The 14,667-nt window shown below is 53.3% G+C and carries 13 protein-coding genes; 11 read left to right on the top strand and 2 right to left on the bottom strand.

The window, feature by feature from the left end:
• Window positions 1-701: 701 nt before the first annotated feature.
• Window positions 702-911 carry a GNAT family N-acetyltransferase gene (locus PsAD46_RS28845; RefSeq protein WP_342585838.1) on the top strand — a complete coding sequence of 70 codons (210 nt, stop codon included), beginning with the start codon at window positions 702-704 and terminating at the stop codon, window positions 909-911.
• A gap of 99 nt (window positions 912-1,010) precedes the next feature.
• On the opposite strand, the gene PsAD46_RS26390 is transcribed toward PsAD46_RS28845, so the two are convergent.
• Window positions 1,011-2,348, bottom strand: a complete 1,338-nt coding sequence (locus PsAD46_RS26390; RefSeq protein WP_063291750.1) for an aminotransferase class I/II-fold pyridoxal phosphate-dependent enzyme — start codon at window positions 2,346-2,348, stop codon at window positions 1,011-1,013.
• A 98-nt stretch (window positions 2,349-2,446) separates the two neighbouring features.
• Between PsAD46_RS26390 and PsAD46_RS26395 the strand changes: the two genes are divergently transcribed.
• The 5 genes from PsAD46_RS26395 to PsAD46_RS26415 all read left to right on the top strand — a co-directional run bounded on the left by PsAD46_RS26395 (window position 2,447) and on the right by PsAD46_RS26415 (window position 9,785).
• Complete coding sequence (locus PsAD46_RS26395; RefSeq protein ID WP_063308240.1) at window positions 2,447-3,325, top strand: LysR family transcriptional regulator; 879 nt, start codon at window positions 2,447-2,449, stop codon at window positions 3,323-3,325.
• A 270-nt stretch (window positions 3,326-3,595) separates the two neighbouring features.
• A complete protein-coding gene (locus tag PsAD46_RS26400; protein WP_063308241.1) occupies window positions 3,596-5,821 on the top strand; it encodes a heavy metal translocating P-type ATPase in 2,226 nt (741 codons plus the stop codon).
• Between the two features lie 335 nt (window positions 5,822-6,156).
• Window positions 6,157-7,140: a TRAP transporter substrate-binding protein gene (locus PsAD46_RS26405; protein ID WP_063308242.1), complete on the top strand. Its 984-nt coding sequence runs from the start codon at window positions 6,157-6,159 to the stop codon at window positions 7,138-7,140.
• A gap of 147 nt (window positions 7,141-7,287) precedes the next feature.
• A complete protein-coding gene (locus PsAD46_RS26410; RefSeq protein ID WP_057461877.1) occupies window positions 7,288-8,034 on the top strand; it encodes an FCD domain-containing protein in 747 nt (248 codons plus the stop codon).
• 197 nt (window positions 8,035-8,231) lie between these two features.
• A complete protein-coding gene (locus PsAD46_RS26415; protein WP_063308243.1) occupies window positions 8,232-9,785 on the top strand; it encodes a CYTH and CHAD domain-containing protein in 1,554 nt (517 codons plus the stop codon).
• An 8-nt stretch (window positions 9,786-9,793) separates the two neighbouring features.
• Here PsAD46_RS26415 and phnF read toward each other — a convergent pair whose 3' ends face one another.
• On the bottom strand, window positions 9,794-10,546 hold the full coding sequence (gene phnF, locus PsAD46_RS26420; RefSeq protein ID WP_208982058.1) for a phosphonate metabolism transcriptional regulator PhnF: 753 nt from the start codon (window positions 10,544-10,546) through the stop codon (window positions 9,794-9,796).
• Window positions 10,547-10,730: 184 nt separating this feature from the next.
• Here phnF and phnG point away from each other — a divergent pair, with 184 nt between their 5' ends.
• Genes phnG through phnK form a run of 5 tightly spaced genes read left to right on the top strand, consistent with a single transcriptional unit; the run spans window position 10,731 to window position 14,659 of the window.
• Window positions 10,731-11,201, top strand: coding sequence for a phosphonate C-P lyase system protein PhnG (gene phnG, locus PsAD46_RS26425; protein WP_063308265.1), 471 nt, complete (start codon window positions 10,731-10,733; stop codon window positions 11,199-11,201).
• Window position 11,202: 1 nt separating this feature from the next.
• Window positions 11,203-11,835: a phosphonate C-P lyase system protein PhnH gene (gene phnH, locus PsAD46_RS26430; RefSeq protein ID WP_063308245.1), complete on the top strand. Its 633-nt coding sequence runs from the start codon at window positions 11,203-11,205 to the stop codon at window positions 11,833-11,835.
• A 3-nt stretch (window positions 11,836-11,838) separates the two neighbouring features.
• On the top strand, window positions 11,839-12,954 hold the full coding sequence (locus tag PsAD46_RS26435; RefSeq protein ID WP_063308246.1) for a carbon-phosphorus lyase complex subunit PhnI: 1,116 nt from the start codon (window positions 11,839-11,841) through the stop codon (window positions 12,952-12,954).
• Window positions 12,951-13,862 carry an alpha-D-ribose 1-methylphosphonate 5-phosphate C-P-lyase PhnJ gene (locus PsAD46_RS26440; RefSeq protein WP_063308247.1) on the top strand — a complete coding sequence of 304 codons (912 nt, stop codon included), beginning with the start codon at window positions 12,951-12,953 and terminating at the stop codon, window positions 13,860-13,862. The genes PsAD46_RS26435 and PsAD46_RS26440 overlap by 4 nt, the downstream gene beginning before the upstream one ends.
• Window positions 13,862-14,659 (top strand): phosphonate C-P lyase system protein PhnK, encoded by a 798-nt coding sequence (phnK, locus tag PsAD46_RS26445; protein WP_063308248.1) that lies wholly within the window; start codon window positions 13,862-13,864, stop codon window positions 14,657-14,659. Before PsAD46_RS26440 ends, phnK begins: the two co-directional genes overlap by 1 nt.
• Window positions 14,660-14,667 lie beyond the last annotated feature (8 nt).

Here is a 14,667-nt window from a genome sequence, read left to right on the forward strand (position 1 = left end):
TAAGCATGGAACGGAAGAAAGAACGCACTCAAAGTCAGAGGGCCATAATGGTTCTAAGTAACCTGTCCGGTAATTATACTGTAGGTACGTGCGTATTACCATCAAGGCCACGGCCCGCGTGCCGATAGACAGGTCGGATACATAGTAGCGACTTCAAGGTTCCAAGTAAAAACTCTCTTGCGAAATGCAGGCGGTCCATACATATGGCCCGCACGACTTGAAAGCACTCATCTTCAGCTTGCTGCCAATATTTGATCTTCATAAGATGTAAGAGCGGTTGCATTCCAAATGGGGATATTGAAATGAGCAAAATACGAAGAGCTGGTCCCCATGATTTGGAAGGACTCTACCGTATTTCGGTTCAAACAGGCCATTTGGGTGATGATGCCAGCCACTTGTATGCCGATCATCGAATGATGGGGCACATATATTCAGCCCCCTACCTAAAGTACTCACCTCAATTCGCTTACGTGATTGAGAGTCAAAACCAAGTCGTAGGTTATTGTGTAGGCACACATAATACCGTTGAATTTGAGGAGGTCCTAGAATCTCAATGGTGGCCGAGCTTAAGACGAAGGTACCCAAAACCTGACCAAGGAATGCGATCAGCTTGGACAGCGGAAGAACGCAGATGCCAGATGATACATCTTCCGGAGAGAACACCAGAACAGATTTCTACATGCTTTCCTGCACATCTACACATGAACCTTCTCCCAGTTATTCAAGGACAAGGCATGGGTGCCCTTCTTCTTAAGGAATGGATGCGAGACGCGAAACGACATGGGGTAACAGCTGTACATGTTGGTGCGAATGCAAAGAACGCTAGAGCCATTCGCTTTTGGCAGAAGTATGGGTTTAGCGAGCTTGATGCTCCAGCTTCAAGAACAGTCTGGATGGGTCGCGTTGTGTGATGTCCCTGATGCCCACCGCCTAAATCTAAGCAACTAAGAAGAACACAACCCAGTAAACGCGACCTCATCATTGAACGCTTTGTTATGCCGTAACAGCTGTTAGGCTGACACCGGCTCTTCGGCTATCACATAATGCAGTTTCTTGAACTGCTGACGCCATGCAGAAATCTGAGGCAGATACTGCGCGGGCTGGTCCGAGCGCAAAGCAGCTGCAATCAATCGCGCCATCTCATTCGCATGGCTGGTACCAATACCCCAGCGCACCAGCTCAGGCGCCCCGATACGCAGCCCGTTCATGTCTCCCTCAACCTCAGCAATCGGCAAACCAATGCCACAGGCAAGGAACCCAGCCTTGCGGAGTTTCTTGGAAGCCGCCTGCCCTCCGCCAAACGAAGCTGCTTCAACAGCAAACTGATGTGACTGCGTAAAGCCCTGCGCCTTGGCAAACACGGGAATGCCCTGCGCATCGAGCGCCTGCGCCAGTGCTTTTGAAAGGGCAATCATCTCAGCAGCATACGCTTGCCCATAGTCCCGCCAATCCAGCATGGTCACCGCCAGCGCAGCAGACTTCGCCGCATCAAAGTTGGCAGTCATCCCCGGAAACGCGATGGCATCCATCCGCTCGATTAACTCAGCATCATTGGAGACAATCAGACCGCCCGCAGGCCCGCCAAGGCTCTTGTAGGTGCTCATGGTCATAAAATGAGCACCCTCTTCCAACGGATTCGCCCAGGCTCTGCCAGCAATGATCCCGCATTGATGCGCCGCATCAAACATCACCTTCGCACCCACCTCATCGGCGATCTCACGAATAGCGCGCACAGGATGCTCAAACAGGTTGAGGCTGGAACCCACAGTAATCAGCTTCGGCTTTTCCGCTTTAGCAAGCTCACGAAGCCCCTCCACATCAATGGTATAACCATCCGCATTCACCGGAGCAGGCACAGTGCGCAAACCATAAAGCCCGGCACAGCCTGCAATGTGGTGGGTCACATGCCCGCCAATGGAAGCAGGCGGCGCGATGATCGTATCACCCGGCTGACAGGTCGCCATAAACCCATAAAGATTAGCGACGGCTCCAGACGGTACACGGATCTCCGCATACTGCGCATCAAACACTTCCGCGCTCAACTCAGCCGCAATCACCTCAATCTCTTCAATAGCTTCCAGCCCCATCTCATACTTATCACCGGGGTAGCCAAGAGACGGACGAGAACCAATGCCAGAGGCTAGAAACGCCTCAGCCCTTGGGTTCATCACATTCGTTGCCGGGTTTAGATTGAAGCACTGCTCCTCATGAATTTCCCTGTTTTGAGCAGCCAGCGCATCCAGTCGCCCCAGAAGAGCCGCAGAACTCTGTGCTTGCGTACGCTGCGCAACCTCCTGCACCAGTGCTTCACAGTGAGCTGGAACCCAATTTCGTTTCGCTAAAACCATCACAACCTCCCAATTGTTGAGAGGAGTGTGCGGACAGAACGCTTGAGAGCGCAAACCAGAATATGTAATTATTGGCCTAGAAAAACTAAGGCTAAGCCATGTCAGTCTCTCCCTCCCGCCCCAAAGGGCCACCTCTCAACGCCCTTCGTGCATTCGAAGCCGCCGCCCGCCTCGGCGGTTTTGCCAATGCAGCAGAAGAACTGAGCGTCACCGCAGGCGCTGTCTCCCAGCACATCAAAGCATTGGAGGAATGGGTCGGCGCGGACCTGTTCGAGCGCCGCTCTCAAGGCGTCCACCTGACAGAGCTGGGACAGGACATCGCCCCGCACTTCTCTAAGGCCTTCGATGAACTGGGCAACGCGGTCCGGCAATTACGAGCCAAAACCAGCCGCAAAACCATTCACATTGCTGCCCTGCCAAGCGTCGCCCAACTCTGGCTCTCTCCGCGTCTACCGAAGATCAGAGCAGCCCTGCCAGATACCAACATCTCTGTCATCGCACTGGAAACGCCGCCCAATCTGGACCGCGAGATCTACGACCTCTCCATCTTCATCGGTAAACCCAAAGGCACGGCTCAAGAACGTATCATCGCAGAGGACCTCATCACCCCGGTCTGCTCACCAGCAACAGCAAAGGGCCTGAAAGAACCACAGGATCTTGAGACAGAAACCTTCCTCCACGATGTGATCTGGGCAGAGGACTGGCAGGTCTGGGCCAGCAAAAACGCACCAACTCTGAATGGTTTAAGCGACGGCCCAAACTATTCCCTCTATGCCATCGCAATGGAAGAAGCGAAAAACGGTGCAGGCATCCTCATGGGTCACAAAGCCCTTGTCGAACCGTCTCTCAAGAAAGGTGACCTCAAAGCCCCTTTCACCCAATGGCAACCAACCGGAAAATCCCTCATCCTGGAATGCGCCAGCCTGCCAACCCCATCAAAAGAGATCACACAGATCATCTCTTTGCTGCTGGCATAGCCATTGAGCAGACACCGCTCGTTCCCATTACGTGACTATCCACAGAGCGCCTTTCCGTACCGAAGGGCCAAGGAGCGGTCAAACTTCGCAAAACCCTATGTGTTCCCTGCAAAAATGATCAGGCTGTGGTCTCGGCTTCGATCAGGATCACAACACGACTACATCACATCGGAGAGCTTGCGTATTTACCCTCTCTACAACCACTTGACCCGCCCTCACCAATGGTAATAAGTCCTGAGGGTCTGAACTCGGCAACCGAAGATAGCTCTGATGAACGCACCCTCAGCCTCTGCAGCCCAAACCGTCAAACTCGACATCACCGGAATGACATGTGCAGGTTGCGCATCTCGCTTGGAAAAGACTCTCCAGGCAACCGAAGGTGTGGTCAAAGCCACGGTCAATTTCGCACTTGAAATGGCAGAGGTGGAACACCTGCCTCAGGTCGCCGCAAATGATCTGGTGGATGTGGTCTCGACAGCTGGTTTTGAGGCCAGGGAGCGCCGGGACGAGGCAGAGGCAGCAAAGAAGGCTTTTGAGGAGCGCGAAGCACATAGCGACGCAGAAGAACGCAAAACCTTTCAACTTTTCGCGCTATCAACGCTCCTTGCGATTCCATTAGTCATTCCAATGGTTTTGATGGCGTTTGGCGTGCAATTCGAGCTCTCTGGCGTACTGCAGTTTGCATTAGCAACGCCAATCCAACTTTTCGTCGGTGCGCGATTCTACAAGGGTGCGTTTGCAGCGCTGCGTCATGGCGGCGCCAACATGGATGTCCTCGTCTCGCTCGGCACATCCGCCGCTTATCTGTACAGCGTTTATAACGTCTTCTTCGCCACACAGGCGCAGGCAACAGACCTCTATTTTGAAGCATCCGCCGTCATTCTCACCCTCATTCTGATGGGTAAGTATCTGGAAATACGGGCGAAACGCTCCACCTCAGCAGCAGTTCGCTCTCTGATCGCCCTGCGACCAACCACGGCCAACAAGATCGTCGGCGACAAGATTATCCCCGTTGGCATCTCAGATCTGCGCCTCGGCGATTACATAGTTATCAAACCGGGCGAGTGCGTTCCAACCGATGGCTTGATTGAAGAGGGTGAAAGCGAGCTGGATGAATCTATGCTCACCGGAGAGAACCTCCCCGTGCACAAAAACAAGGGTGATCAGGTAACTGGTGGAACAATCAACGGAGCAGGTGCAATTTTTGTCCGCACCACCGCCCTTGGTGAATCAACACGCTTAGCTCAGATTATCCACCTTGTTGAAGGCGCACAGGCTTCCAAGGCACCGCTACAAAAATTAGTCGACAAAGTCGCAGCTATTTTTGTTCCCGTTATTGTGCTGATCGCCCTCGCAACCTTCGCTGGCTGGATGCTTTACTCCGGCGACGTCACAACAGCCGTCAGCGCATCCGTCGCCGTCCTCGTCATCGCCTGCCCTTGCGCACTGGGACTTGCTACCCCGACAGCACTTGTCGCAGGCACTGGCGCAGCCGCGAAGGCTGGCATACTTATCCGCGACATCGAAGCGCTGGAACGCGCCCACAAAGTCGATACGATCCTCTTTGACAAAACCGGCACGCTGACCGTCGGCAAGCCAGTTCTGACGGATGCTCAGGCCTTTGACCGCAATGACGACCGCCTGCTGACAATCGCAGCCAGCATCCAGCTGGGCAGCGAACACCCACTCGCCAGCGCACTTATCCGCGCAGCAGAAGAGCGCAACCTCAGGCTCACCCGCCCACGCTCCATCAAGGCTATCCCCGGCAAGGGCCTGATTGCAGAGCTCACTGGACAGCAGGTCTCCATCGGCAACGCAGCCCTGATGAAAGACCTGAATGTCGCCCCATCCATGATGGGTGATGGTCTTGTAAAGACTTACGAATCCTCAGGTAAAACCGCAGTTACAGTCGCTCTGGGTGACCGTGCAATCGGTGTTCTGGCCTTTGTTGATCAGGCACGGGACTCCGCCCGTGAAGCTGTAGAATCCCTTAAGAAACAAGGCATTCGCACAGTCATGATCACCGGCGACACGGAACTCGCCGCCAAAAACATCGCAGATCAGGTCGGCGTTGACGAATTTCAGGCACGCGTTCAGCCAGAAGGCAAGAACGAAGTCGTAAATGACTTGAAAGAACAAGGCTATAGAGTTGCAATGGTCGGCGACGGCATCAACGATGCCCCTGCTCTCGCAGCTGCAGACCTCGGCATTGCAATGGGCTCCGGCGCAGATGTTGCATTGGAAACCGCAGGCGTCACACTCATGCGTTCTGAGCCAAAGATGATCCCGGCAGCACTGGACATCTCCAAAGCAACCCTCAGAAAAATCAGACAAAATCTGTTCTGGGCCTTCATCTACAACATCATCGGCATTCCGCTGGCAGCGCTGGGATTGCTCTCCCCTGTCATTGCAGGAGCCGCCATGGCCATGAGTTCCGTCTCCGTGGTTACCAACGCCATGTTGCTGCGGCGCTGGAAACCGAAGAACATGAACTGACATCATCAATCCAGCCCCTGAAAGACAAACTCAGGGGCTTTTTTGCATCTTCTCGCCCTTCGGTTGACCAATACCGTTCTTTCTTAGAAGAACTCCGACCAATCATAAGAGCGCTAACTAGAAGAATAATGCTTCATCACATCTATCAGGCTGATGCAGTAGAAATAATTCAGTTAGACGGAAAACAAATAAGCTCTTCATAAGGTCAACCAATATATAAAATGGTTTGACAACTCCTCGAATCCATCCAATTCTTTCTATTACATATCGCAGCCTCAGCATTCTATAGTTTCATCTCACGAATACATTCGCTGCGATCATCCGGGGGGAAGCATATGTTTACGAGAAAGATTGCCAAAGCCACAGTTCTGTGCGCAGCTCTGCTTGCAACAACTTCATTCGGCTACGCGAAGACATTGAAACTCAGTCACAATCAGGGACCAGAGCACCCTCTGCACATTTCCATGCAGCACATGGCAGATAAAGTTGCAGAAGCCACCGACGACTCTCTCAAAATCCGCATCTACGGCAATGGCGCACTGGGAACACAAAGAGAATCCATGGAGTTAGTGCAAGAAGGCACCCTCGCAATGGCCAAAACCAACGCCAGCGAACTGGAAGCCTTTGAAGAGTCATACTCAGCGCTGAACCTGCCTTACATCTTCGTAGATGAGAACCATTATTTCGATGTTCTCAGCGGCCCAATCGGCGACGACATCCTTGCAGCATCAGCAGACAAAGGTTTTATTGGTCTGACCTTTTACGTGGAAGGTGCCCGCTCCTTCTACGCCAACAAGGAAATCCATTCACCAGCTGATCTCAAAGGCATGAAAATCCGCGTCCAACCATCCCCCTCAGCAATCCGCATGGTAGAACTGCTCGGCGGCAGCCCAACGCCAATATCCTGGGGCGAATTGTACAGCGCACTTCAGCAGGGCGTGGTCGATGGTGCAGAGAATAACCCGCTGGCGCTGACCACAGCCCGTCATGGTGAAGTCTCCAAGGTTTATTCCGATGACGGCCACACAATGATCCCGTCTATCGTTGTCATTTCAACCACGGTCTGGAATTCGTTAAACACAGACGAACAAACAGCAATTCGTGATGCTGCCAAGTCCTCCATGCACTTCCACCGTGCCCAGTGGAATGAGATGACAAAGAAACACATCGAGCAGGCAAAGTCCGAGCTTAATGTGAAGTTCATTGAGGTGGATAAAGCACCATTCATCGAAGCTGTTTTGCCAATGCATGCAGAAGCTGCGGAAAAATCTGAGAGAGTTGGCTCCTTGATCACACGCATCAAAGCATTGACCCAATAAGCCTTCTAATGGAATAAGAAAGGCCAGAGTAACAAGGCAAATCTCTGGCCTTTTGTCTCGCTTGCAAATCTGCTTTATTTAGTATCTTAAGCGTGCAGCAATCACTAAAAATCCGCCAAACCGCGCAGGCATGGGAGAATGAGCGAAATGGATGGTCAGCGTCGCCGCTATCAGGAAGTAGCTGAGGTCTTGCGCAAAGAGTTAGGCAACGGAACGTTCAAGGTTGGAGACCGCCTGCGCCCGGAGCGCCAGATTGCTGAAGAAATGAACGTCAGCCGCTCACTTCTGCGCGAAGCTATGATCATGCTTGAGATCGAAGGCTTGATTGATGTGCGCAAAGGATCAGGCACTTACGTTGTACGCCTGCCGGATGCGGAGCAAGTTACTCCCACCTCAAATCTGGAAGACATCGGCCCATTTGAGCTCCTGCAGGCACGCCAGCTTATGGAAAGCAACATCGCAGCCTTCGCAGCATCCATGGTCACCAAAGCAGATATCCTGCGCATGCGCGATGCTCTGGAGCGTGAGCGCGAAGACCTGGCAAAAGGCTCCGGCGGGTATGAGGCAGACGAGGAATTTCACCTGCTCATAGCAGAAGCCACCCAGAACTCGGTACTGGTCGATATGGTCAGAAACCTCTGGCAGCAACGCACCCGTTCCAGAATGTGGGATAAGCTGCACGAACGCATCTTCGACAACACATACCGCGAAGAGTGGCTCAACGACCATCAGGACATCCTCGATGCCCTGAAGCGAAGAGACCCGCAAGCAGCAAAACAAGCGATGTGGCAACACCTTGAGAACGTCAAGAAACGCCTGATGGATTTATCTGACGTCGACGATCCGGCTTTTGATGCATACCTGTTCCAGCAGGATCCGCTAACGCCTGCATAACCCACCAACGGGCATTAATAGAGCACAATTCATAGTACCGTTGCCAAATGGGGATTATATCTTTGATAAATTCCCATAGACGTTTTGCACCCTTTACAGGCGGATGCGTTCGCGAGATGTTTACTACGTAAAATCAACAAGAGTGGGATGGAACCAGCTTCCACTTCGCACGCTGTGCATAGGGTGGCCCGGCAATCATGCACGAGATTGAGCTTAAGCTTTCTGTAGACGAAACAACTCTGGAGCAACTGGCCAAAGCAAAACCACCAAAAGGCTTTGCGGTCAGTGAGCAATCCGTGAAACGTCTCCGTTCCGTGTATTACGACACGCCGGACCACACACTCAAAAAAGCCCGTATCTCGCTGCGCACGCGCCACAACGGCACCAACTGGCTACAAACCATCAAGCAAGGCGGCGGCATGCAGTCCGGGCTCTCCAAACGGATTGAGCTGGAATTGCCCATAGCCGGAATTGAGCCAGACTTCCATGTGATTTCTGATAATGAAATCAAGCAGAAGCTCTTATCTCTGCTTGAGGGCAAGCAATGGGGAATCCTGTTCGAGACCGCCATCACGCGCACTTTGACCTACTATACAGATAAAGCAGGTGCGAAGATTGAAGTGGCTCTGGATTCCGGCATAGCCAAAACAGCCACTAAAGAGCATCCGATCCATGAAGTAGAGCTGGAGCTGATGGAAGGCCCGGTCGAAAGCCTGTACAAACTGGCAGGCGCACTCATGAAAGATCGACCAATTCTGTTTTCCAGCAGCAACAAGGCAGGCATTGGCTATCGATTAGCAAGTGGTGAACCACCTGAGCTGCCCTCAGAAGCACTTCACTCCAACTACATAGAGTTGGAACCAGGAGACAACGCAGGCTCAGCCTTCCAAAAAATCCTAAGCGAATGCCTCAACCAGATTGTTGCCAACCGTTCTTGCGTCCTTCAGCAAAACATCTCTGAAGGCCCACATCAACTACGTGTCGGACTGCGTAGATTACGAAGTGCGTTCAATATCTACAAAGCAGCTTTCCCGGGCAACGAAACCATCGCAGCGCTGGATATCTCCGCGAAGCAACTGGCAACAACTGCAGGAAATCAAAGAGATATCGATGTGCTGGTGGAAGATATCATCACACCGGTTATCCCGTTACTGCCAGACACGCACTCAGTCGAACCGCTCTTTGAAGCCATTAAACTAGCACATGTGGAAGCTCAGGTTGAACTGAGACAGGAGCTGATCGATCCAAAGCTCAACGGCTTCCTACTCCAATTGGGAGAACTGGCACACAGCTCAGCTTGGAAAGAGAACCTGGGATTAAGCGAGTTCAAGAAACTGGACCTACCAATTCAAACCTTCGCCCAAAACGCATTGTCCAAGCGCTGGAAGGCCTGCGAAAAACGGGCCGAGAACTTGCAGGATCTCACCATCGAGCAACGCCATGACCTCCGCAAATCGCTCAAAAAAATGCGTTATACGGTTGAGTTCTTCCGCTCTCTCTATGAACCAGAAGATCTTCGTATCTTCCTTAAGTGCCTGAAACGCCTTCAAAATACCTTCGGCTACCTCAACGATGTGGCCATGGCTGACCGTCTGGTCGCAATGAAGCTTCCGCAGTCCTTACAAAACAACGAAGTTTCAACGGTCATCGGTTTTGTCGCCGGTTGGCATCAGGCCAGAGCAGACAATGCATGGCTGGAAGCGCAGGAACGTTGGAACGCCGCCGTAGAAGCACCCAAGTACTGGCCCTAAACAAAAGCCTAGTCATTTCTGACGGTTAGGTGCATCCGGTCAGCAGCCACATAGGCACGACCAATTTGTATAGGTGCTCCACTCGCAATCACATTGATAGATTCCATCACGAGCACAGGCGATCCCTCGGAGATCTTAAGCAACTCCGCATTATGCGCACTACAAAGCGCTGCTGTAATCCGGGTTTCCTGGCGCTGATAATCGCCGAAACCATACTTCTCCATGATCTTGGTGATCGAGTTGGTCTCATTCAAATCTGAAGGTAGATTGGGAAAGCGAGACACTTCAAACCAGCGCGTTCCTGCGATAATTGGTGTGCCATCTGCGTAACTCACAGACTCACATTTAAACAGTGCAGTGCCTGGTTCAATCTCCAACAGTTCGGATGTGTAAGCATCTGCAATCACTTCGGTCGTGCGGAAGATATCCCCATAAACCTCCTGCGCCTGACCCGACAAGTTCTCCGAAAAGCGCGTGCGCGGACCGATGGGATAGACCAGCGGAGCCTTGGCAACAAAGGTCCCCCGCCCCTGATCTGAACGTAAAAAACCCTCTTCGATCAAAGTGGAAATCGAACGCCGAACAGTATGGCGGTTAACCTCAAAGCTATGTGCAAGCTCTTGTTCTGTCGGGATTTTCTCCCCCTCAGAAACCTCAGCTCGCGAAAGCTCAGAGCGCAGCACTTCAGCAATCTGCTTCCACATGGCAACGCCCGCACGTCGCTCAACAGGAGAGAAATCAAATTTCATCGCATTCGTCATGTCTTCGTCATGAAACAACACTAATCAGTTGGCGAGCAAAATATTTGTCTATACAACTAGACAACATTAGTTCTAGCTTAGCAACCGAATTCAGACGCGCGGACCCAATCTTTCGACAAACCCGCAAGGCGTCACCACACAATGCCAGAGAACCAGCGTGTTCCTGAAAGTTAAAGGGGCTGAAATGACGGCAAGTTCGCTCAAAGAGCAATCACCGGAAATTGCAGCTAGGCAGAATGCCATGGGCATTCTGGCAAGGGCCTCAGCGCAAGACCTTGCAGAAGCCTGGAAAAACCTCGATTTAGAGCCGAACTACACGGTTATCCGCCCAGCAGAAATCGGGCTCGTGATGGTCCGTGGTCGCGCTGGTGGCACCGGCGCTCCCTTCAACATGTGTGAAGCAACCGTCACTCGCTGCGTCATAGCTTTGGACGACGGGACCACCGGTTTCGGTCAAGCCCTTGGCCGCGAAAAACAAAAAGTCCTACAGGCGGCTCTCATTGACGCCCTTTGGCAACAACCAGAACACCGGGATCTCGTTAAGACAAAGGTTCTTCAACCATTAGCCGCCGCTCAAGAACAAGCAGAAAACGAAACACGCGCTGAAGTCGCAGCCACCAAAGTTGATTTCTTCACCATGGTCCGGGGAGAGTAATATGAGCACGCAAACAGCCTCCTCAATTTTCGCCAAAGCGCCCGCTCCGGGTCTGGCAGATCCAGTCCACGACGCCCAGTCCGTCTTCCGCTCCGCCATGAACGCACTGGCTCAACCGGGAACTGTGCAACAGCTGGACATTCTCACACTCAGCCCTCCTGCTCCACTGTCTGTAGCTGCGACAGCGCTCGTGCTGACACTTTGCGATTATGACACACCGCTCTGGTTGGATCCTGCGCTAGCAACCAATGAAACCGTCAAGAATTACATCCGCTTCCACACGGCAGCACCCTTCGTTGAGAGCCCTGCAGAAGCTGCTTTTGCACTAGTCTCGGATGTAAAACTGCTCCCTGCGATTGCAAGCTTTGCCGCTGGCAATGCGGAATATCCAGACCGCTCAACCACAATCGTTTTGATGGTCGATGAGCTCACCGAAGACGACGGTATCACGCTGAAAGGTCCGGGCATCAAAACTGAGAAGCAGTTCAGCTTTGCTCCCGCACCAGCAATGTTCTGGCAGCAGATGCAAGACAACAGCACACTCTACCCACTCGGCATCGACATCATTTTTGCTGGAACCAATCAGGTCGCAGGCCTGCCTCGCTCCACCAAAATCACCGGTTTGGAGGCTTAAATCATGTATGTTGCTGTGAAAGGTGGCGAGAAAGCCATCCGTAACGCTCACAAGCTCATGGCACGGGATCGCCGCGGCGATACCAGCGTGCCATCCCTGAGCCTCAAGCAAATCTCTGAGCAGCTTTACCTCTCTGTCTCCCGCGTGATGGCAGAAGGCTCTCTGTTTGATGCAGAACTGGCAGCACTCGGCATCAAGCAATCTCGCGGCGATCTCATCGAAGCCGCTTTCCTGATGCGCGCTTACAGAACAACCCTGCCACGCTTTGGGTACTCCAAGCCAATCGACACCGCTAAGATGCTGATCCGTCGCCGTATTTCCGCAACTTACAAGGACCTTCCAGGCGGACAGTTACTCGGCCCAACCTTCGATTACACCCAGCGCCTGCTCGATTTTAAGCTGGCGGCAGATGGCGAAGCTCCAGTACCAGAAGTGCAGGAGTTCGAGAAGGAAGAGGTCGTCCCACGCGTGACAGACCTCCTCAATGATGAAGGCCTGATTGAGCCGGATGAGCCAATCGCACCGGATGCTCCAGTTGGCGACATCACCCGCGAACCGCTCACTTTCCCAGCAGACCGTGATCTGCGCTTGCAGAATTTGGCACGTGGCGACGAAGGCTTTCTGCTGGCACTTGGTTACTCAACCCAGCGCGGTTTTGGCAGAACGCACCCGTTTGCAGGCGAAATCAGACTCGGCGAAGTCGAGGTTGACTTCTTCATGGAGGAGCTCGGATTCGAAGTTCCCCTTGGCACCATGACAGTCACCGAATGTCAGATGATCAACCAGTTCCAGGGTTCCGCATCCGCACCACCACAATTCACACGCGGCTACGGCTTGGTTCCCGGACAGGGCGAGCGCAAGGTCATGGCAATGGCGCTCGTGGATCGATCTTTGCGAGCTGAAGAGCTGGGCGAAGAAATCGACTCCCCGACACAAGATCAGGAGTTCGTCCTGTCTCACTCCGACAACGTGCAGGCCACCGGCTTCGTAGAGCACCTCAAACTTCCGCACTACGTCGACTTCCAGTCAGAACTGGAGCTGATCCGTAAGGTTCGCAAAGAGTGGCAAGAGAAACGTGAAGCGGCTGAACAGGAACTCGTTGCGGAGGCGGCACAATGACCGAGCGCGTTGAAACACAAGGCATCTCCGGCGAACACTACAATTTCGCTTATCTGGATGAGCAAACCAAACGCATGATCCGCCGCGCAATCCTTAAAGGCATTGCGGTCCCCGGCTATCAGGTTCCCTTCGCCGCCCGCGAAATGCCAATGCCATACGGCTGGGGTACAGGCGGCGTGCAAGTGACTGCGGCAGTCATCGGCAAGGACGATTGCCTGAAGATGATCGATCAGGGTTCAGACGACACCACAAACGCGGTCGCCCTGCGCAACTTCTTTATTGAGACAACAGGTGTGGACACCACCACAAAGACAAAAGACGCCAGCATCATCCAGACTCGCCACCGCATCCCGGAAGAAAATCTCACAAAGGATCAGGTGCTTGTCTATCAGGTTCCGATCCCTGAACCACTCCGCTTTCTGGAACCACGCGAAACTGAGACCCGCAAGATGCACGCGCTGGAAGAATACGGCCTTATGCATGTGAAGCTCTACGAGGACATCGCCAAGTTCGGCCACATAGCAACAGCCTACGCCTACCCGGTCATGGTGCAGGATCGTTACGTGATGGACCCATCCCCGACGCCTAAGTTTGACAACCCAAAGATGGACCAGATGGAAGCACTCCAGCTGTTTGGGGCAGGCCGCGAAAAACGCATCTATGCCATCCCACCACATACCAAGGTGGTGAGCCTGGATTTTGAAGACCATCCATTTGAAGTGACCCGGTTCGACCAGCCTTGCGCCATCTGCGGTGCAGAAGAGGTCTATTTGGACGAGGTCATTCTGGATGACGATGGCAACCGCATGTTCGTGTGCTCCGACAGTGATTTCTGCGAGGAACGCCGCGATGCTGGTCATGTCGGCCACCTTGGAACCAATCCTCTAGAAGCAGAAGGAAACGACTAATGTCCCTGGATATTCAAAGCTCTGAAGACCTTCCGCTGCTTCAGATCAGCAACACGACAAAACTTTATGGCGGCCGCATCGGCTGTAAAGACGTCAGCTTCGATCTCTATCCGGGTGAGGTGCTTGCAATTGTAGGCGAGAGTGGCTCGGGCAAAACAACGCTGCTCAACTGCCTTGCAACCCGCCTCACCCCGACCTCAGGTTCGGTCAACTACCGCAATCGCATGGGCCAGATGCGCAACCTCTACGAAATGAGTGAAGCCGAGCGCCGCATGCTCATGCGTACCGACTGGGGTTTCGTCCACCAGCATCCAGCAGATGGCCTGCGCATGACAGTCTCTGCAGGAGCCAACGTTGGTGAACGCCTCATGGCAGTTGGCGCTCGCCACTACGGCAACATCCGCGACACTGCCACCGATTGGCTAGGCCGCGTCGAGATCGCAGAAGACCGCATTGACGATGACCCACGCGCATTCTCCGGCGGCATGCGTCAACGTCTCCAGATTGCCCGAAACCTCGTCACGGCCCCACGACTGGTCTTCATGGACGAACCAACTGGCGGCTTGGATGTGTCTGTTCAGGCACGCTTGTTGGACTTGCTGCGCGGTCTCGTTGCTGACCTTGGCCTCTCCGTGGTCATCGTGACCCATGATCTGGCAGTGGCCCGCCTGCTCTCACACCGTATTCTGGTGATGCGCCACGGTCATGTCATCGAAAGCGGACTGACAGATCAGGTACTGGACGACCCGCAAGAGAGCTACACCCAGCTCCTCGTCTCCTCCATCTTGCAGCCATAAGGACAAGA

Source organism: Pseudovibrio sp. Ad46 (assembly GCF_001623065.1).
Classification (GTDB): Bacteria; Pseudomonadota; Alphaproteobacteria; order Rhizobiales; family Stappiaceae; genus Pseudovibrio.

What these genes read in the sequence shown, in the direction of transcription:
- PsAD46_RS28845 (WP_342585838.1), top strand. Translation starts at nt 702, where the DNA reads ATGAACCTTCTCCCAGTTATTCAAGGACAAGGCATGGGTGCCCTTCTT.
- PsAD46_RS26390 (WP_063291750.1), bottom strand. Translation starts at nt 2,348, where the DNA reads ATGGTTTTAGCGAAACGAAATTGGGTTCCAGCTCACTGTGAAGCACTG.
- PsAD46_RS26395 (WP_063308240.1), top strand. Translation starts at nt 2,447, where the DNA reads ATGTCAGTCTCTCCCTCCCGCCCCAAAGGGCCACCTCTCAACGCCCTT.
- PsAD46_RS26400 (WP_063308241.1), top strand. Translation starts at nt 3,596, where the DNA reads ATGAACGCACCCTCAGCCTCTGCAGCCCAAACCGTCAAACTCGACATC.
- PsAD46_RS26405 (WP_063308242.1), top strand. Translation starts at nt 6,157, where the DNA reads ATGTTTACGAGAAAGATTGCCAAAGCCACAGTTCTGTGCGCAGCTCTG.
- PsAD46_RS26410 (WP_057461877.1), top strand. Translation starts at nt 7,288, where the DNA reads ATGGATGGTCAGCGTCGCCGCTATCAGGAAGTAGCTGAGGTCTTGCGC.
- PsAD46_RS26415 (WP_063308243.1), top strand. Translation starts at nt 8,232, where the DNA reads ATGCACGAGATTGAGCTTAAGCTTTCTGTAGACGAAACAACTCTGGAG.
- phnF (WP_208982058.1), bottom strand. Translation starts at nt 10,546, where the DNA reads ATGACGAATGCGATGAAATTTGATTTCTCTCCTGTTGAGCGACGTGCG.
- phnG (WP_063308265.1), top strand. Translation starts at nt 10,731, where the DNA reads ATGACGGCAAGTTCGCTCAAAGAGCAATCACCGGAAATTGCAGCTAGG.
- phnH (WP_063308245.1), top strand. Translation starts at nt 11,203, where the DNA reads ATGAGCACGCAAACAGCCTCCTCAATTTTCGCCAAAGCGCCCGCTCCG.
- PsAD46_RS26435 (WP_063308246.1), top strand. Translation starts at nt 11,839, where the DNA reads ATGTATGTTGCTGTGAAAGGTGGCGAGAAAGCCATCCGTAACGCTCAC.
- PsAD46_RS26440 (WP_063308247.1), top strand. Translation starts at nt 12,951, where the DNA reads ATGACCGAGCGCGTTGAAACACAAGGCATCTCCGGCGAACACTACAAT.
- phnK (WP_063308248.1), top strand. Translation starts at nt 13,862, where the DNA reads ATGTCCCTGGATATTCAAAGCTCTGAAGACCTTCCGCTGCTTCAGATC.